This window comes from Limosilactobacillus ingluviei DSM 15946 (assembly GCF_001435775.1).
Classification (GTDB): domain Bacteria; phylum Bacillota; class Bacilli; order Lactobacillales; family Lactobacillaceae; genus Limosilactobacillus; species Limosilactobacillus ingluviei.
This window is the reverse complement of the sequence record NZ_AZFK01000077.1, coordinates 210,157-226,691: the sequence shown is the minus strand read 5'-3', so window position 1 is coordinate 226,691 and position 16,535 is coordinate 210,157. Positions and strand designations below refer to the sequence as shown.

At 52.3% G+C, this 16,535-nt stretch carries 18 protein-coding genes and 1 pseudogene; 4 read left to right on the top strand and 15 right to left on the bottom strand.

Annotated elements, in window-relative coordinates:
- From FC43_RS11430 to FC43_RS08975, 3 genes are all read right to left on the bottom strand, one after another.
- Positions 1–149, bottom strand: a 149-nt coding sequence (locus tag FC43_RS11430; protein WP_420865149.1) for an NAD(P)-binding domain-containing protein, incomplete at its 3' end; no start/stop codon positions are given.
- A gap of 227 nt (positions 150–376) precedes the next feature.
- Positions 377–1,858, bottom strand: a complete 1,482-nt coding sequence (zwf, locus tag FC43_RS08980) for a glucose-6-phosphate dehydrogenase (protein WP_056955415.1) — start codon at positions 1,856–1,858, stop codon at positions 377–379.
- A gap of 182 nt (positions 1,859–2,040) precedes the next feature.
- Complete coding sequence (locus FC43_RS08975; protein ID WP_056955414.1) at positions 2,041–3,219, bottom strand: CynX/NimT family MFS transporter; 1,179 nt, start codon at positions 3,217–3,219, stop codon at positions 2,041–2,043.
- A gap of 203 nt (positions 3,220–3,422) precedes the next feature.
- Between FC43_RS08975 and FC43_RS08970 the strand changes: the two genes are divergently transcribed.
- Positions 3,423–3,842: a VOC family protein gene (locus FC43_RS08970; protein ID WP_056955413.1), complete on the top strand. Its 420-nt coding sequence runs from the start codon at positions 3,423–3,425 to the stop codon at positions 3,840–3,842.
- Positions 3,843–3,913: 71 nt separating this feature from the next.
- Here FC43_RS08970 and nrdI read toward each other — a convergent pair whose 3' ends face one another.
- The gene (gene nrdI, locus FC43_RS08965) at positions 3,914–4,381 is read right to left on the bottom strand and encodes a class Ib ribonucleoside-diphosphate reductase assembly flavoprotein NrdI (protein ID WP_056955412.1); all 468 of its coding nucleotides are present in this window, start codon (positions 4,379–4,381) and stop codon (positions 3,914–3,916) included.
- A 101-nt stretch (positions 4,382–4,482) separates the two neighbouring features.
- On the opposite strand from nrdI, the gene FC43_RS08960 reads away from it, so the two are divergent.
- Together FC43_RS08960 and FC43_RS08955 are read left to right on the top strand one after the other, a co-directional pair.
- Entirely contained in the window at positions 4,483–4,998 is a 516-nt protein-coding gene (locus FC43_RS08960; protein WP_019206323.1) for a hypothetical protein, read from the top strand.
- Between the two features lie 92 nt (positions 4,999–5,090).
- The gene (locus FC43_RS08955) at positions 5,091–5,612 is read left to right on the top strand and encodes a DUF1836 domain-containing protein (RefSeq protein ID WP_019206324.1); all 522 of its coding nucleotides are present in this window, start codon (positions 5,091–5,093) and stop codon (positions 5,610–5,612) included.
- Between the two features lie 41 nt (positions 5,613–5,653).
- Here FC43_RS08955 and FC43_RS08950 read toward each other — a convergent pair whose 3' ends face one another.
- The 6 genes and pseudogenes from FC43_RS08950 to FC43_RS08925 form a co-directional block, all read right to left on the bottom strand.
- The gene (locus tag FC43_RS08950) at positions 5,654–6,322 is read right to left on the bottom strand and encodes a hypothetical protein (protein WP_056955411.1); all 669 of its coding nucleotides are present in this window, start codon (positions 6,320–6,322) and stop codon (positions 5,654–5,656) included.
- A 1-nt stretch (position 6,323) separates the two neighbouring features.
- A complete protein-coding gene (locus FC43_RS08945; protein ID WP_056955410.1) occupies positions 6,324–6,767 on the bottom strand; it encodes a LytTR family DNA-binding domain-containing protein in 444 nt (147 codons plus the stop codon).
- 144 nt (positions 6,768–6,911) lie between these two features.
- On the bottom strand, positions 6,912–7,214 hold the full coding sequence (locus FC43_RS08940; RefSeq protein WP_056955409.1) for a hypothetical protein: 303 nt from the start codon (positions 7,212–7,214) through the stop codon (positions 6,912–6,914).
- The gene (gene codA, locus FC43_RS08935) at positions 7,214–8,452 is read right to left on the bottom strand and encodes a cytosine deaminase (protein WP_056955408.1); all 1,239 of its coding nucleotides are present in this window, start codon (positions 8,450–8,452) and stop codon (positions 7,214–7,216) included. The genes FC43_RS08940 and codA overlap by 1 nt, the downstream gene beginning before the upstream one ends.
- A gap of 2 nt (positions 8,453–8,454) precedes the next feature.
- Complete coding sequence (locus FC43_RS08930) at positions 8,455–9,816, bottom strand: cytosine permease (RefSeq protein WP_056955407.1); 1,362 nt, start codon at positions 9,814–9,816, stop codon at positions 8,455–8,457.
- A gap of 262 nt (positions 9,817–10,078) precedes the next feature.
- A pseudogene (locus FC43_RS08925) lies at positions 10,079–11,467 on the bottom strand (ISLre2 family transposase).
- Positions 11,468–11,649: 182 nt separating this feature from the next.
- Between FC43_RS08925 and FC43_RS11120 the strand changes: the two are divergent.
- Positions 11,650–11,802, top strand: coding sequence for a hypothetical protein (locus tag FC43_RS11120; RefSeq protein WP_156648367.1), 153 nt, complete (start codon positions 11,650–11,652; stop codon positions 11,800–11,802).
- A 67-nt stretch (positions 11,803–11,869) separates the two neighbouring features.
- Here FC43_RS11120 and dltD read toward each other — a convergent pair whose 3' ends face one another.
- Genes dltD through FC43_RS08900 form a run of 5 tightly spaced genes read right to left on the bottom strand, consistent with a single transcriptional unit; the run spans position 11,870 to position 16,350 of the window.
- Positions 11,870–13,159, bottom strand: a complete 1,290-nt coding sequence (gene dltD / locus FC43_RS08920) for a D-alanyl-lipoteichoic acid biosynthesis protein DltD (protein ID WP_056955406.1) — start codon at positions 13,157–13,159, stop codon at positions 11,870–11,872.
- Positions 13,152–13,391, bottom strand: coding sequence for a D-alanine--poly(phosphoribitol) ligase subunit DltC (gene dltC, locus FC43_RS08915; RefSeq protein ID WP_056955405.1), 240 nt, complete (start codon positions 13,389–13,391; stop codon positions 13,152–13,154). The genes dltD and dltC overlap by 8 nt, the downstream gene beginning before the upstream one ends.
- Positions 13,392–13,435: 44 nt before the next feature.
- The gene (gene dltB / locus FC43_RS08910) at positions 13,436–14,665 is read right to left on the bottom strand and encodes a D-alanyl-lipoteichoic acid biosynthesis protein DltB (RefSeq protein ID WP_056955404.1); all 1,230 of its coding nucleotides are present in this window, start codon (positions 14,663–14,665) and stop codon (positions 13,436–13,438) included.
- Positions 14,665–16,197: a D-alanine--poly(phosphoribitol) ligase subunit DltA gene (dltA, locus tag FC43_RS08905; RefSeq protein ID WP_056955403.1), complete on the bottom strand. Its 1,533-nt coding sequence runs from the start codon at positions 16,195–16,197 to the stop codon at positions 14,665–14,667. Before dltA ends, dltB begins: the two co-directional genes overlap by 1 nt.
- Positions 16,198–16,212: 15 nt before the next feature.
- Positions 16,213–16,350: a teichoic acid D-Ala incorporation-associated protein DltX gene (locus FC43_RS08900; protein ID WP_019206340.1), complete on the bottom strand. Its 138-nt coding sequence runs from the start codon at positions 16,348–16,350 to the stop codon at positions 16,213–16,215.
- Positions 16,351–16,535 lie beyond the last annotated feature (185 nt).

The following is a 16,535-nucleotide window of genomic DNA, read 5'->3' as shown; positions in this document are numbered from 1 at the left end:
TCGCTGTGGTCGCGCATCATTTCGTCCGTCCGTTCGCGGTGGCGGTTGTAAACGCCGACCGTGAAGCCGCGGCTTTCGATGTTCAAGGCCAGGTTCTTACCCATGACGGCAAGACCGATCACACCAATTTGTGCCTTTTGATCTGACATTGTGTTGTCACACTCCTTAATCTAATAAAACATACTTACAGGCCCCATTATAACAGATCACTTCTGAAACGGAAACGTTTTTGCTAATCGTTGAGCAAGACCAATTTCGCCGGAAGCGCTGCCATTTGTAATGAAACGGGGATCAAGGCGCTTGCACCGGTGGTGAAAAATTTTAACGAGGCCTACCACAAAAAGCGCCCCGCAAGCGGGACGCTTTGAGTAATAATTTACTTGTTTAACTTGTAGATCCAAGCGCGACCATCGCGGGCCAACAATTCGTCGGATGCCGCTGGGCCCATTGAGCCAGGGGCGTAGTTCGGGAATTGTGGTTCTTCGATGTCCCACAGCTTGCGAACCACGTCAACGAACTTCCAGGAGTAGGCGATTTCAGCCCAAGAAGCAAAGTTGGTGTGGTTGCCTTCCAAGGCATCGTGGAAGAGCCGTTCGTATGGTTCAGGCGCTTCCTTCTTTTCCGCGGCGGATTGCAAGAACTTCAAGTCGACGGGTTCGGTCTTGAAGCCTTGGCCAGTACTCTTGGCGTTAACCCGCAAAGCAAAGCCGGATTCTGGTTCCACGTAAATCGTCAAAACATTGCTCTTCAAGGATTGATCAGACGTCATCCGCGGGTTGGCAAAGATGTCGATCAACGGCTTCTTGAAGACCACGTCGATCCGGGTGAACTTGTCAGCCAGCTTCTTCCCGGTCCGGACGTAGAATGGCACCCCTGACCAGCGGTAGTTGTCAAACAACAGCTTGGCAGCGACGAAGGTTTCCGTAGCGGAGTCAGCTGGGACCCCGTCAGCATCCCGGTAGGCCGGCGTGTCAGCGCCAGCGTCATATTGGCCGCGGACGAAGTTGGAAGCAGCTTCAGATGGGGTGTAAACCCGCAGGGACCGTAAAGCCTTGATCTTTTCGACCCGGACGTCACTATCGGTAAAGGAAACTGGTTGTTCCATGGCTAATTGGGCGACCACTTGCATAATGTGGTTTTGAACCATGTCCCGCAGTGCCCCGGAGTTGTCGTAGTAACCGGCCCGTTCTTCCACCCCTAACTTTTCGCTCAACGTCACTTGGATGTTGTCGATGTAGCGGTTGTTCCACAGGGATTCAATGATCGTGTTCCCAAAGCGCAGGGCTTGGATGTTTTGTACCATTTCCTTTCCCAGGTAGTGGTCAATCCGGAAGATTTGGTTTTCTTCAAAGGTTTGGGACAATTCGTCGTTTAATTCCTTAGCGGAAGCGAAGTCGCGGCCGAATGGCTTTTCCATGATCAGCCGGTTGTAACCTTCGTCGGTCAATAAGCCTTGCTTCTTGATGTTCATGGCAATTACCCCAAAGAATTGCGGTGCCACGGACATGTAGAAGAGCCGGTTGCCCTTCGTCCCGAATTGTTGGTCCAATTCGGCCAGGCGGTCCTTTAAGACGTCGTAGTGTTCCGGCTTGGTAACGTCGTGGGCTTGGTAGAAGAAGTGCTTAGCAAAAGCAGCGGCTTCCCCAGCCTTGGTTTCCTTGATGTCCTTGATGGAATCAGCAACCAACGCTTGGAATTCTTCGTCACTCTTTTCCCGCCGGGAAGTCCCGAGCAAAGCAAAGTGGTCAGCGAGGTATCCCTTTTGGTATAACTTGAACAGGGATGGGTAGAGCTTACGGTGGGCAAGGTCACCGGCAGCCCCAAATAAGGTAATCAAAGCAATGTTTTCCGTAGCCAATATGTTCACTCCTCTAGAATCTACATAAAATTCGCTCTAACAGTAGCAATTATATACTTTCTTTGGCGGCTCTGCACGGAAAAAGCGGGTCCCAAGCCCGGTAGGAAGCGAATGGAATGGCTAAGACGACCGGATGGCACCGCAAATTGTTAAACGTCAAACAAAATTGGTCTAGGTCGAAATTATTTTTCAATGATTTGGTCGTGACGTTCGCTTAAGAGGCCAAAGCCAGTGAAAACAAGCGTGATGACAATGGTAACCAGCAGGGCTAATTGCCAGTTGCCCGTCGCCGCTTTTAAGTTCCCCGTCAACCACGGCCCAACGGCGGCCAGCAGGTAGCCCAAGGATTGGACCATCCCTGATAAGGCGCTGGTGTCAGCGGGATTGCTGGTCTTAAGGCCAAACAGGGTCATGATCAAACCAAACGTGGACGCGGTCCCTAACCCTAACAAGAGAGCCAAACCGGTGTAGTAAGCCAAATTGCCAATTGGCAAGAGCAACCCCACGTAGCCCAGCAGGGTCAAGCCCCCCGCAACGGCCACGATGGCGCCGCGCTTTTTGACTTTAGTGGCCAAGAGCGGGACCACAAAGGCGGTCGGCATCGAAAAGAGCTGGAAGAGTCCGGCCACCAGACTGGCTTGGTTAGTCGACAGGCCGTGGTCCATGGCAATGCTTGGCAGCCAGGCAACGGTTGTGTAAAAGACAAAGGACGAGAGACCAAAGTACAACAGCAAGTACCACGCCCGCCGGTTACGGTACATGTTGTGACCTTGACTGGCGCCAGCTGCTTGGGTTGGCGCTGGTCGGTTCCCCTTTAAGGTTGGGATCCATAATAAGGCAGTTAAAATGACCAGCCCGGTCAAGACCTGCACCCCGGTTTGCCAACTGCTGTGTTGGGCAATCGGGGTGATTAAATAAGCTCCTAAGGCTGAGAACATCGTTAAGGAGACGTTAAAGAGGCTGGTCATCAGCCCAATTTTAGCGGGGGTCTTTTCGGTAATGATGGCGGGCAGCAAGACGTTGATAAAAGTCGTGGCAACCCCAATCAAGACGGTCCCTAACATTAAGGTGGTTAAAGAAAGCACCCGGGCCGCGGACCCCAGGGCCAAGATGACCAAGGCGATGGCGATGGCGGCTTCGTTGCCGATGCGCCGGCTGACGGCCGGAACGATTGAGGACAACAGTCCAAAACACAGCAACGGAATCGTCGTTAAAATTCCGAGGCTAGTAGCTGGGACGTGGAAGCTGGCTGCGATCTCGTTGACCACGGACGGCAAGGAAGTAAATGGCGCCCGCATGCAGGCCCCGAGTAAAAAGAAGCCCAGCACGAGAAAGCCGGTTTGGCGATGTGTTTGCTGCAAGATATTCAATCCTTTCTGTTGGAAAATTTTTTCGCACGGTCAAACTCAATCCATTTTAGCACATATAACGTTTTACCTTGAAGGAATTTTCCGCGGAGGGAACGGCCGCAGGGACCCGCGCCATCCTGGCAGGCTGACCGGGGCAAATTGACGAAGGCAGCGCAAAATAATACAATAGGTGGGATTGAGATCGGAGGAACAGCATGGCGGCAAAAATATATCCGTATTTAACATTTGAAAATGCCAAGGTGGCAATGGACTACTACGCCCAATACTTTGGGGCGGAAATTATCCGCCGGGTGCCGTTGACTGAAGAACAAGCAGTCAGTTTAGGGTTGCCAAGTGAAAACTTGGCGGCTACGACGGCCCAGGGGGAAATTTTGGTGGCGGGGCAAAAATTGCTTTGCGCCGATGCAACGATGATGACCCCGCAAGCGTCATCGTTAGTGTCAATTTTTCTGACCTTTACAGGAGATGCCGCGGCGGCGCGGGCCTTTTTTGAACAAATTACGGTTGCCCCGGACTTACGGGTGACCTTACCCTTTGGGCCCCACCAATTTAACGGCCAGCTGGGCCAGGTGGTGGACCGCTATGGGATTACCTGGTTTGTGGCAGCCGAATAAATTAAGAACGGGGGTGAGAGGAAATGGACGTTTTCTCTCACCCCCTTCTTTGGATGCTTACCAGGGTCTGATTAGGCGTTAAATTCTGCAGCTCGTTGCTTGAGGATCGCGTAGATGCGTTCAATGTCGCGGTCGGTCCCTCGCAATTCGTAGTCGGCCAAAAAGGGCACTTTGAATTCGTCGCTGTACTTGCGGGCGGTTAAACAGTATTGTTCGTTGAAGTTTTTGTTACCAGACCCCACGACCCCCATGCACTGGCTGGCGTTGTCGTTTTGTCCGATATATTCGCCCAGGGCATTGGTCATCATTTCCGTAAAGCCGGAATCAAAGCCGTTGCCCCCGTCCAAGTAGGTGGGGACAAAGACGAAGAAGGGGGCGCTTTCTTTGGTTGGGAGGGTTTGGTCGGTAATTTCTTTTAAGTGCACGGCCGGATTCGCTGCGTCAATGACGTGGTGTTGTTCGGCGTAGGAAGCCAGCCGGTTTAAAAAGGAACGGGTATTGCCTTCAATTGAGATATAAAGGATGTTAAGATCAGTCATAATTTACTTACCTCGGTCAGTTAGTTTCTGATAATCTATTGTACGCGGTTTCGAAGAAATTTGAAATAAGTTGACCCGGGATTTTTGGAAGGAAATGGACGATGAGAATCGAATTAGTTGATGAATTCACAGGTGACTTGGGCCGCCAAATTGTGGCCTTGACGGGGGCCATCCGCCACCCCAATTGGCAATTTGCGTTTCCGGCAAATCTGGTTTTGGGGTGGCTGCCCGACTTTTCGGCTCCGGATCTCGGGGTCAGAAATTTGGTCGCCGCCGTGGATGCCAATCCGGTCGCCCCACAAAAGATTGTGATGCTTTCGCCGGCCGGGACGGCGGATGATGCGGACCTTGATCAATTGATCAGCTGGTACGGAGCAAACGCGTCCACTTTACTGGGGGATGCCCTGTATGCGGTTAAAATGGTGGATGAATTAGAACTGCCGTATACGGTAATTCGGACCTTGCCGGTGGTGCGCCAAGGGGGCGGCCAAAAGCTGTCGCCAGAGGGGGAACCCATGCAAGGGCAGGCCACCAATCAAGCGGCGTTAGCGCACCTCTTTGGGACGGCGCTACAAACCGCGCAGTACCAAAACCAATCGATCGGCTTGGGGGAATAAGTGGTTTTTAAAACCAGGTGCTGGCAGATCCGAGCTAGCTTGGTTATAATAGAGCTAACAGCAAACGAAATAACCAGCAGAGGGGGATTAGCATGGACCTGAGTAAATATGAAGCGTGGCGCAAGCGCTTGGCGTCCAGTCAATTACGCCGGTGGGAAGAATTGCCCGAGCTCAACTTGTATATTGATCAATTAGTGGCGGTGATTAACGACCGGTGTGCCAGCTTAGGGGTCAGCCCGGTTACCAAATCAATGATCAATAATTACGTGAAAAAAGGGGTCATTATGGCCCCGGTCAAAAAGAAGTATTCCCGCTACCAAGTGGCCGCGGTAATGGTGATTGCCCTGTTAAAAAACATCTATCCCTTAGATGCAATCAAAGCCGCTTTAGATCAATTAACGATCAATGATTACCCCCAAGCGACCTATAATCGCTTTGTGGAACACTTTAACGCCTTGCTATTAGAGCAAACGCCGCCTCAAGGTCAAGTGGCCCCCGCGAACGATGAATTGTTGCGGTTAGCGGCGCAAACGGCTTACCAACGGATGCTGGCGACGAAATTATTAGCAGAGATGCAACGCCAGCAAGCACCGGTCACGGTGAAAAAAGGTTAAAAAATTGCGGTCCAGCAGTTAATCCCGCTGGACCGCAATTTTTAGTTGCGTTTGACCACAATCGAGCCCATGATGACGTCGCCCTTGATAATTAATTGGGGAGTTTGCCCAGTCGCAGGGCGGCCCGGCGCAATCGTCGTCGAACCCAGGATGTTGTCAGTATGGGCGACGACCGTCCAGTCGGCTGGGACGAAGATTCGGAGATTGCCCATCACAACGTCAGAATTGATTTGGACCGGGGTCGTCACTTCCTGGTCAAAGTAGAGGGTGACGTTGCCCATGATCACATCACCGTTGACCAGGGCGGTATCACCGGTTAAATAGTGGGTGGCCGAACTCATGATGGTGTCAAAGCTGGTGCTGGCACCGGCATGTTGGTAGGCCGTCTCGACTTGCCAATCCCGCACCGGCCGCTTGGTGATGATCAGGTGCAGGCCCAACCCGAAGAGCCCCCCAATTAAAGCCAAGCTCCAGGTATCCAGGCTGAGCCAGTGCAGCCAGTGGTCAGCTGCCCCAAGGGTCAACCCGACCCCGGCACAGCCGACCACCAGACTCTTGTTTGCAAAGCCGTAGACCGCAATTAAAAGGGCACAAAGCAGCCAGCTGGTGGCCCACCAGTCGATGTTTTGGGGCAGGTAATTTTGCAAGGCGAGGCCGAGGGCGATTAGGATTAAGCCAATCCCGGCCACCACGCGTTTGGTAGTTTGCATATCAGTTCATCCTTTCAGCAAGGGCGTCGCGTAACGCCTGGTAGTAGTGACGGGAAACGAAGACCCGTTTATCGGTGTGCGCAAAGTGAATCTCACAGCCGGTTAAATTGCGGGTTAAAGAATAGATTTGGTGTAAGTTGAGAATGACGCTTTTGGCGCAGCGCAAGAAGTGGTGCGGCAAGCGTGCTTCCAGGTCCTTTAAGCGCCACTTGACTTGGTAGAGCCCGGTGGCAGTGTGAGCCCAGGTCCGTCGGTCGCTGACCTCAAAGAAGAGGATTTCGTTGAGGTCTAAATAATATTCAGTGTCGCCTTGAAAGAAGGTTAGCGTGGGCGTTTGACTTTGCAACTGGGTGACCAATTGATTAAGAGCCGGCGTTAAGGTGGCGGTTCGGATCGTGACCACCGGGTCGGTCGCCGCCGGATCAATTTCGATTTTAACTTGCATGCGCATCCCTCCTTTCATCCTTATTATCGAGGGCCCAAGGGCAGAAAACAAGGTAATTGGGCTAAGTGGTCGGGTTTGGTGCGCAAGTGGCAATTTGTGGGCGCCCAAAGTAAAACCCGCGCCAAAAGTTGACGCGGGCTAAGTTTAAAATTGACTTTTATGCGGATCAGGCACCGGGTAGAGCAAGCCCCGCCGCCAGTGGCTGGCCTGGGTCTGGACCAAGGTAAAGAGGGCGTTAAAGTCGGGATCATCCGCCAAGTGCGCTTTTTCGCGCAAGAGGGAAGGGAATAAGTCCGCCGCTAACGCACTGACTTTTCCACCGTTAGCTAATTGTTGCGCGGTCGCTTGCAAGTGGGCTTGGGTTGCCGGCGTGAGGGGCAGGTCGCTTTGGTTGATTACCGCGGTCAGGGCCGCTAGGCAGGCCGCTCGCTTTTGCCGATCGAGCATTACTTCACGTACACTTCCGTCTTAGCCGGGGCGGTCTTGGCGATTACCTTGCCGTGGCGGATGTTGTAGAGGACTTCGACGTGTTCGTTTAAGGCGTTGTAGAAGTCGCTTTGGTTTAGCAGGATGCAATTACCAGGCTTGCCGACTTCAATCCCGTAGTGATCTTGGATGTGCAAGGTTCGGGCAGCGTTGGTGGTAACGAATTGGTAAGAGTCTTGGATTTGACCGTACCCCATTAGGTGGGCAATGTAGACCCCCATCGTCACCGCGTCGAGCATGTTGCCGTTGCCCAGGGGGTTCCATGGATCCTTAACGTCGTCTTCCCCAAAGGAGACGTTGATGCCGGCGGCGTTGAGTTCCTTGACCCGGGTTACGCCACGGCGCTTTGGGTAGGTGTCAAAGCGCCCGCCGAGGTGCACGTTGACCAGCGGGTTGGCGACAAAGTTGATCCCGCTCAGCTTCAAGAGGCGGAAGAGCTTGTAGGTGTAAGCATCGTTGTACGAGCCCATCGCTGTGGTGTGGCTGGCCGTCACCCGGGCCCCCATTTGGCGTTCCAGGGCTTCGGTGGCCAGGATTTCCAAGTTGCGCGAGGCCGGGTCGTCAATTTCGTCACAGTGGACGTCGACCAGCTTGTCATATTTGTCGGCCAGGGCCATCAGGAAGTGGACGGATTCCCACCCGTATTCGGTGTTGAATTCAAAGTGGGGGATCCCGCCGACCACGTCGACCCCTTCCTTTACGGCTTGTTCCATCAGTTCTTTCCCGTGGGGGAAGCTTAAGATCCCCTCTTGCGGGAAGGCCACCAGTTGGAGCTCTAAGTCGTCTTTCATTTCTTCGCGTAATTCCAAGAGGGCCTGGGTGGCGATCAGGTGGGGATCGGTCACGTCAACGTGGCTGCGGACGTGTTGGATCCCATGGCCGATCATGTTCAAAAGGGTCGCCTTGGCGCGGCGCTTGACGTCGGCCTTGGTCAGGTCCTTTTTGCGTTCGCTCCAGATCCGGATCCCGTCAAAGAGGGTCCCGGTTTCATTCCATTCCGGTTCGCCGGCCGTTAAAGTCGAATCGAGGTGGACGTGGGAATCGACGAAGGGTGGCAAGAGCAGTTTGCCCTGCCCATCGATCACTTCTTCGCCGACGCGGGCGCTTAAGTTGGGCGCTATTTGGGTAAAGCGGCCGTTTTCGATTAAAACGTCGGTTAATTGGTGGTGGTTGTTGACGTGGACATTTTTGATTAACATGGTTACTTCCTTTCCAGCAGGCGGGTCAAGCCAGCGTACAGGCCGGCTGAGACCACCATATCTACAAACGTCATCCCGATCGTATTCACAAAGAGCGGGAGCTGGTGGGCGGCCAAGAAGAGGATTACGCTGACGACAAAGGTGATCAGCGCGCTCGGGTTGAAGCCGTTTACATACCAGTAGGCACCGTTTATTTTACCAAATTCTGCGACCTGGTAGCGACCATGCCGGACAAAATAAAAGTCAGTGCAAATAATCGCAATTGTCGGGCCCAAGACCATTGAGACGTAGTCCAGGAAGCTTTCAAAAGTATCCAAGAAGCTGCCGACAAACATTGGGATGAAGGTGACCAAGGTGGCCATGAGCACGACCACCCACAGGGAGTACTTTAATTTCAGTTTGGGGAAGATGTTAGACAGAGCCGAGCCGGCCCCCAACAAGTTGACAGCGTTGGCGGTCATGGAGGTCAAGATAATGACCAACAGGGCGATCACGCCGAGGCCAAGCTTGCTGGCAATGGTGGAGGGATCGGAGTTGTTCGGGTCATAAACGCCGGAGGTAATCGCAATCCCGATCGTGGAGATCAGCCCGATGAAGGCAAACCAGACCACGCCGACCATGGCGCCCAGCCACGGGGCCAGTGTGGCATTATCCTTGCGGGCGGTAAAGCGAGTGAAATCAGCTCCAGCCGTGACCCAGGCCAGGTTAAAAGCAGCGACGTAGTCAATTGCCGCCCCGGTGGCCATTTTTTGCTTAACCGGGACTGACCAGTGGGCGATTTGAGTTAATGAAACGGTCTTAAAGACGGCAATTGATTCCCAGATGACAAAGATCAAGACGATGATAATCCCGATCCGTTCAATTAATTGGATTGACCGGGAGCCGCTGGCGACACTGATGATGTGCAAAATGCTCATCACCAAGATCCCGACGATCAGCCCCCATTGGCCGCCCGGTTGGCCCCAAACGGGCCAGCCCAGCAGATCGTGGAAGAGCAAGGAGACCGACTGAGCCGCGATAAAGGTGTTGACGGCCGTCCAGCCGATAAACTGGGTGATGTTGACCAGGGAAGGCAAGTAGCTGCCGCGTTCGCCAAACGACGCGCGGGCCAAGGTCATCGTGGAGACCCCGGTGTGGTAGCCAATGTAGCCGACCAGGCTTAAAAAGACGTAGGACAGGGCCGAGGAAAGGACCAAGACCTTCATCGCAACGGCAAAGCCGCAGGCCGCTAATACCCCACCGACAAACCAGGTCCCATTGTTGGCGTTGGCGCCAACCCAGGTCGCAAACATGTCCCACCGGGTGGTGTGGCGAGCCGCAAGCGGGATCGGGGTGATTTCACTGGAAGTTTGTTGTTCTGCCATGGCAAAAACTCCTTTGTAGTTAGCTTAATTCTGCCTGGCATTTGGACGGCCAAAGAAAAAGTCCGTACCACACTGGGCACGGACTAGGGCAAAGCCCCCACGCTAAGGGGGTGATTTTGCTGGTCATTTGCGCCTCACGGGACTGCATTAAATGCCAAACGATGAATTTTGGAAAATTATAGGCAATTCCAACGCGAAAGTCAAGGCGAATTTAGGGACTGTATCTGTCAAGTTTTCATAGGTAGCCTTAATTTATGCAATTTTAGTGACTAAATGCCTTAATCATTCGCCCCATTGGACTACTTGTTGGAGCGTCCAGTGGAATCGAGCCATTAACTGCCCCTTGAGAAGAACGGGGCGGGGTAACTTTCAAGAAATCACGGACCTTGATTGTGACCATTGACGCTGCCTCTTCAGACAGTTCGGGAACTTTTGTCAACTGTTTTAAACTATTTTCTAAGGCTTCTTCAAGTTGATCGTTTTTACGCGCCTCGATGAGGCTAAGCATAGCCTTAGCGCCTTTTAGCGTCCAGGCTTTGCCCTGCTTCTTCATCCGGTAAGTGTATGCGCGATGTGAGCTTTCAATCGAACCAATGTTGGTAATCTCGTAACCTCGTTGCTTAGGCGAGGTTACGTAAGCCCAGTTCCGGGTGAAGTAGGCGCGCAACCGATCCACCTCTTCTTCTTGATCCTTAGAAGCATTGCCTTCAAAGGTATCCAATATGGTCATAAGTTCATCAAAATCATTGGTCCGAACTGCAGTTAACGCCCGGGGCGTCAGTACATTCTACCGCCCCAACGTGTTTTTAATCTTGCGTAGGCAATGGTAGCGGTCCAAAAAATATTCGCCATGGATGTAGCCAGGCAAGAGGTCCAGGAGATTTTGGGGTGCGTAACCGGGTCCGGCATCACTGGCCAAGTAAACAGTCTGGCCCTGTAATTCGTAATTCAGATCCAGATAATTGCGAACTCGTTCTTCTGATTTTTTTGATGTTTCCAAGACTGAGAAAATCATGGCAGCGCACCACTTTAAACTTCCCATCAGCCCCTTTTTCACGCTCATAGACCTGGTAGTGGTGAACCTCAATGGAGTGAGTTTTCTTTTCGTGCTTCTGCTTCACGATAAAAGCGTCCCCCTCGATCGTCAAGCATTCCGGAACCCGCCGGCCGCCGGCTGGCGCGGTTTTCTCAGCTGCTTGATAACTTCCGCCCCTAAGGCATGCACAGCCTCCATGACCGCACTGTGACTGACGCCACTGTCAAATAACATGTTCAGTGCCATGGCAGTATTGCGCATTGTCGTGGCTTGGCCGAGTTTAGCCATCATCTTGACCAGGTACGGCGACTGACGGCTCCGGGGAGCCAAAGCCAACTGTTGGTCTAAAAAGAACTCATTAGGCGCCTTTTCCACTCGGTAATACCGCCGCTTGAACGTAACTGGTCCAAAACAGAAGTTAACGGTCCGGGACTGACGGTTGATCATCTGGTGGGTGATTGGGACTTCACTGCTCAGCTGGTCGTCAAGTGCTTCGAGGTAGGTCTGCATCACTCGTTGTCCCAGTTCCAACATACTCCGTAAAATTACTTCCTCAATTTCAATTAAACTGCCACATTTTGCCAACTTGGTCATCATTTCTGGTACAATATTCATTGGGAAAACCTGCCTTTACGTTAGATTTGTGCATAGTTAAGGCTACAGGGTTTTCCTTTTTTTGTACATTGGTCTACATAGAAAATATTCATCAGAGTCAGGATTATTCACCCTGACCTATGAAAACTTTACACTAACCTACAGAGGAAAGATTTAAGCCATAAACTTTAGAAGGTGTATTGATGACCAAACAGAAGTTAATTGAGGCGGGCGGGGCTTTACTATGGCTCGGTATGCTCGGGGGCAACCTCTACCACCACCATTACGGGACTGTTTTGTTGCTGATTGGAGCGACGATTGGTTGGGCCGTGTTTGACCGGTACCGGGGACGGTGAAGGCCACTTAGCTTAGGGAACCCAAAAAGCGGCTGACGAGCGTTAAAAAGCTCGTCAGCCGCTTTGCTTACTTCAAATGTTGGGCCTTAAACTGCTGTAAGTTCGTAGCCGTAGGCGTTAAGTTTTGCCATTCCGTTGAGAGGAAGGCTTCGTTCATGTGGTAATGGGGTGCGGGTTGGGGATTGTCTAAGAAGGGGGCAATCCGGTGGTCGAAGTCGACCCACCCGGCCCAACCAATATGAATCGTATCGTTCATAAAGCCCGGCTTGCTGCCGGCGTGGGAGTAATCAATGATGTGATTAAACCCTTGGGCTTGCAATTGGAACTTGATCTTCTTGGCCGTTTGGTAGTACATCTGCATGTCCAGGCCGGTCTTTTGCTCCCACTTGGTGTTGACCGGGGTAATCATGAAGACGACGTTGGTGTTGGTCTTTTTCAGTTGGTTTAAGACCACTTGCAAGTCGGCGTACTCCGGACTCTTCAGGTAGGAGAAGTGCTTTTGTGAACCGGCAATATGCTTGGCGTGCTTAATCCGCTGGTCATAGAAGCTGTTTAAGACGCCGAGGTCGTTGTTATTGGTGGCCTTGGCGTGCGCCTTGACGGCCTGGGCATAGAGCCGGTCGTAGTCATAGCGCTTAGGCAACAGTTTTTCCCGCGGCTGAATCCGCTTTTGGTAGTTGTCCTTTAAGAAGAAGCCGGAGAAGAGGTTGTCTTCGTGGGCTAAAAGGGCAATCCGGACCTTGATGTTGGCCCGTTCAAAGGCATTCAGCTGTTCACCCCGTTCAATCTTGTAAGCATAGCTGGCCACCGTCCCGCTGTCGCTGGTTAATTCACCCAGGCGCTTGGCCGTGTAGCGGTCGTAAGGCGACTTGGGGTTAGCCTGGGCCAGCCAGACCAAGTTGGCGTAGGTCCCGTTGTAGTAACGAAAGGCATCCGGCATGACCCCTTTTTTGACGAACCACTGCGGCGAAATGACAAAGACGGCCTTCTTATTCTTCATTTGCGGGGCCATCATCGTCATGTTAAAGAGCTGGGGCAGGGATTGGGTCCCCCGCGAACCAAACATGAAGGGCCGGTAGTGGTGGTACTTGGCCGCCATCGTCGCGGGGTAGTAGCGGTCCATTCGGTTGAACTCACTGGAACCAAAGAAGGGAACGTAATTGGCCTTTTTATCGGCGAGGGCTTGGACCTTGATCGCCCGGTTCTTAAAGACGTTCGGGCTAAGGGAAACAGCCGCCTTTTGCAGGGTCGCCGGTGAGTTGTTGCTCTTCCACGGAATCGCAAAAACCACCAGGGCCAAGCCGGCGGCGATCAAGACTGGGCCAAAGATTGACCACAGCTTTTGCTTGTTAGTCATTTTGGAGTTCCTTTACCCGCGCTTCAATCTTTTCCACCGTGTTCCAAGCGTCGCGATCGAATTCGGAAACCGGCACTTGAATATCAAATTCGTCTTGCAAAGACAAGAGGAATTGGACGGTGGCCATTGAATCGAGCATCCCATCGGCGTACAGATCCATCGTGACGTCGGCAAAATCGGCAGCGTCGCGACCAGTGGCTTGAGCTAAGAGTTCTTGAATTTGTGCTTGCATGAGTAATTCCTCCAAATTTTAAAGTGTGTTTGCAACAGTAGTGACTAGTGGTGACCAGGCACCACGAACCACAGCTTGTCCAAAAAGCCGCAGAAGACTAAGAAGGACAAGACGACAAAGTTAAAGGTAATAAAGCCGGCGACAAACTTAGTCCATTTGGTCGACTTAATCTTAAAGTGCTTGCGCTTGTAACGCAACCACCAATCGTTGACGACCAGGGCCAAGCCGTGCATGAAACCGTAGAGAATGTAATACCAGGTGACCCCGTGCCAAAAGCCCATCACCATCATGTTGAGCATGTAGGCGACGCTGGACAAGACATTCCGGTTTTTAAACCACTTCTTCTTGGTGGCCATAAAGACAAACCGCATGAAGATGTAGTCGCGGAACCAAAAGGACAGGGTCATGTGCCACCGGTTCCAGAATTCCTTGATGTTCTTGGCCAAGAACGGCTTGTTAAAGTTTATTGGCGTTTGCACGCCCATCAGATAGGAGATCGCCACGGCAAAAAAGGAGTAGCCGGCGAAGTTAAAGTAGAGGTGACCGGCATAGGTGTAAGCCACCCCTACGACCCACCAGGACAGGTGCGGCGCTGACAGCAGGGCCTGCTTGACCATGAAGGGGTACCAGAGTTGCCCAAAGAAGTAGTCGATCACGAATTCGTAGACAAAACCGATGAACAGGTATGGGACAGCCTTGGCCACCAGGTCCAGGTATTTTTCCCGGCTGGGCACTTGTTGATAGTCCTTGGCAAAGCGCCGATAGCGGTCGATTGGCCCAGACGTAATTGTTGGCATAAAGGCCATGAAGCGGACAAACTTCCACCAGTTTAAGTCCTTAACGACCCCATCGCGGGTTTCGATAATTGTCCCGGCAGCCCGGAAAGTTAGATAGGAAATCCCTAAGAAACCGAGCAGGGAATTGTGCCCGACCATCGCCGGGGAGAACTTCACGATAATGATGGGCAACAGTGATAGAAAAACGGCCAGGTAGAAGATCGCACTGGCATTTTGCTTTTGCCGGTAGTGGAAGTAGCTGATCACAATCACCGTCTGGTAGATGATGTAAGCGACCAAGGAGAAGGCCTGTTGGTAGCTTTGCCCATCAAACATTAAGAAGATAAAGACAAAGCTGACTAAGGCTTCGTACCAACTGAAGCGTTTGCCAAAGTACAAGCCGATCCCCAGCGGCAAGAGCGCCACTAACAAGTAAATAAAGTAAGTCGGCGTTCCATAGGCAGTGAAGTTAGGCAAATCTTGCATCCACGTCAACATTATTGGTTAGCCTCCGCAATGATTTGCTTGACGGCGATCTTACCGTTGGCCGACTTTGGGAAATGGTCGACGTAGACGAACTGGGTTGGCATCATGTAATCCATGATTTGATCCTTCAAGCTTAACCGGATCGCTTTGGTCAATTCCGCTGAGGTGGCATAATCGTTGGCTTCGGCGATGATGTAGGCAATCAAGTGGGAAGCCTTGCCGTTTTTATCGTACTTTGGCACCGCGACGGCTTGCTTGACCAGCGGACTTAATTCCAAGCTGGAGCGGACTTCATCGAGCTCCACGCGGAAACCGTGCAGCTTGATTTGAAAGTCCATCCGGCCAATGATGTGGCGGACCCCAGCTTCATCGATAAAGCCGGCGTCGCCAGTCCGGTAGGATTGAACGCCGTTGACTTTAAAGAAGTTTTGGGCGGTCTTTTCCGGATTGTGCAGGTAGCCCTTGGCCACGCTGTCACCGGAAATGACGATTTCCCCGTGCACGTTCGGCGTGGTAATTGGTTGGTCGCCATCCCAAATTGAGGTCGTGACCCCGGGCTTGTCGACCCCGATCGGCAGCCGCTTCAGCGTTTCAGCCATTTCCTTGGTGATTTCACAGCTGGTAATTGCCACCGCTGCTTCGGTCGGCCCGTAGGTATTAAAGATCTTCACGGCCGGGAACTTGGTAAAGAGGCGCTTGACCGTTGAGGGGGTCAGTTCTTCCCCGCAAAAGACCATGTGGGTCAACTGCGGCATTTTTACGGCGTTAAAATCCGGGCTGAGCAAGAGCATGTCCGCAAAGGACGGGGTCCCGACAAAGACGTTGAAGTCTAGGTCAGGTAAGACCTTAAAGAGTTGGCCAAAGTTTTGGACCGTTGCTAGCGGGACGGCTTTGATCGTGGATCCCGTCAACAGGCCAACCAGCCAGTAGAAGTGGGAAATGTCAAAGGAGAAAGGCGCTTGGCCCAAGTACTTGGTTGCCGTTGGCAGGTTGAAGTCCGGGCCCATCATCCAGTCGGCAAAGGATTGGATGTTGTCATGGGTGACTTCGACCCCCTTCGGCGAGCCCGTCGTCCCCGACGTAAAGAGGATGTAGAAGGTGTCATCACCGTTTAAGGCGTGGGTTGGCGTGTAAGTGGCCGGGGTCGTCATGATCTGGCGCAGGTCCGCTTTAGTCAAGATTTGCCCAGTAAAGTCCACATCGTTAGCCGGGAAGTCATCGATGGCGACCACGAGTTGGGGTTGGGCCGTCTGGATGATCGATTGCAACCGCGGCAAAGCGGTGCCGACTTCGACCGGAATGTAGGGATGGCCGGCCTTAGCGCCCCCGATAAAGCCGGCGGCCATTTCAAATTGGTGATCCCCGTAGTAAAGGATCGGGCTGCCCGGCGCAATCGTTGACTGTTGGTCCAGCCAGGCCGCAAAGGCATTAGTATAAGTCAGTAAATCTTGGTAGGTATGAGTTGTGCCTAATTCATCGTAGGCAACCTGGGTCAAGTTGGCTTGAGCCACTTGATCCAAGCGGGTAATCAGGTTGTTAGCCATGGTGGTTTCCTTTCCTTAGAACTCGTTGTAAATAAAGGGCGCTTGGCCGACGCCGAAGTAACCGTAGAGGTAGATCAGCAACATTAAGACCAGAAAATATAAGAGCGTCCGAATGGCAAACGAGGCCTTCGGGTGGTCTTTAATGACCTTCATTGTTGGTGTCCTTTCTTTTTTAAATCACGCTTTAGTCTAGCGCAATTCCAAGCGTTGGTTGCAAAAAAAGCAAAAGTTAACCGAATGTTAAACACTCGGGTAAAGTCTTCTGAATTTTACAATAAAGTTACGGGAAGTGCAAAAAAGCTGAAAAATTATTAGTGCCGACCAGGGGTAATGATTTT

What these genes read in the sequence shown, in the direction of transcription:
- FC43_RS08970 (WP_056955413.1), top strand. Translation starts at nt 3,423, where the DNA reads ATGGCGGCAAAAATATATCCGTATTTAACATTTGAAAATGCCAAGGTG.
- nrdI (WP_056955412.1), bottom strand. Translation starts at nt 4,381, where the DNA reads ATGACTGATCTTAACATCCTTTATATCTCAATTGAAGGCAATACCCGT.
- FC43_RS08960 (WP_019206323.1), top strand. Translation starts at nt 4,483, where the DNA reads ATGAGAATCGAATTAGTTGATGAATTCACAGGTGACTTGGGCCGCCAA.
- FC43_RS08955 (WP_019206324.1), top strand. Translation starts at nt 5,091, where the DNA reads ATGGACCTGAGTAAATATGAAGCGTGGCGCAAGCGCTTGGCGTCCAGT.
- FC43_RS08950 (WP_056955411.1), bottom strand. Translation starts at nt 6,322, where the DNA reads ATGCAAACTACCAAACGCGTGGTGGCCGGGATTGGCTTAATCCTAATC.
- FC43_RS08945 (WP_056955410.1), bottom strand. Translation starts at nt 6,767, where the DNA reads ATGCAAGTTAAAATCGAAATTGATCCGGCGGCGACCGACCCGGTGGTC.
- FC43_RS08940 (WP_056955409.1), bottom strand. Translation starts at nt 7,214, where the DNA reads ATGCTCGATCGGCAAAAGCGAGCGGCCTGCCTAGCGGCCCTGACCGCG.
- codA (WP_056955408.1), bottom strand. Translation starts at nt 8,452, where the DNA reads ATGTTAATCAAAAATGTCCACGTCAACAACCACCACCAATTAACCGAC.
- FC43_RS08930 (WP_056955407.1), bottom strand. Translation starts at nt 9,816, where the DNA reads ATGGCAGAACAACAAACTTCCAGTGAAATCACCCCGATCCCGCTTGCG.
- FC43_RS11120 (WP_156648367.1), top strand. Translation starts at nt 11,650, where the DNA reads ATGACCAAACAGAAGTTAATTGAGGCGGGCGGGGCTTTACTATGGCTC.
- dltD (WP_056955406.1), bottom strand. Translation starts at nt 13,159, where the DNA reads ATGACTAACAAGCAAAAGCTGTGGTCAATCTTTGGCCCAGTCTTGATC.
- dltC (WP_056955405.1), bottom strand. Translation starts at nt 13,391, where the DNA reads ATGCAAGCACAAATTCAAGAACTCTTAGCTCAAGCCACTGGTCGCGAC.
- dltB (WP_056955404.1), bottom strand. Translation starts at nt 14,665, where the DNA reads ATGTTGACGTGGATGCAAGATTTGCCTAACTTCACTGCCTATGGAACG.
- dltA (WP_056955403.1), bottom strand. Translation starts at nt 16,197, where the DNA reads ATGGCTAACAACCTGATTACCCGCTTGGATCAAGTGGCTCAAGCCAAC.
- FC43_RS08900 (WP_019206340.1), bottom strand. Translation starts at nt 16,350, where the DNA reads ATGAAGGTCATTAAAGACCACCCGAAGGCCTCGTTTGCCATTCGGACG.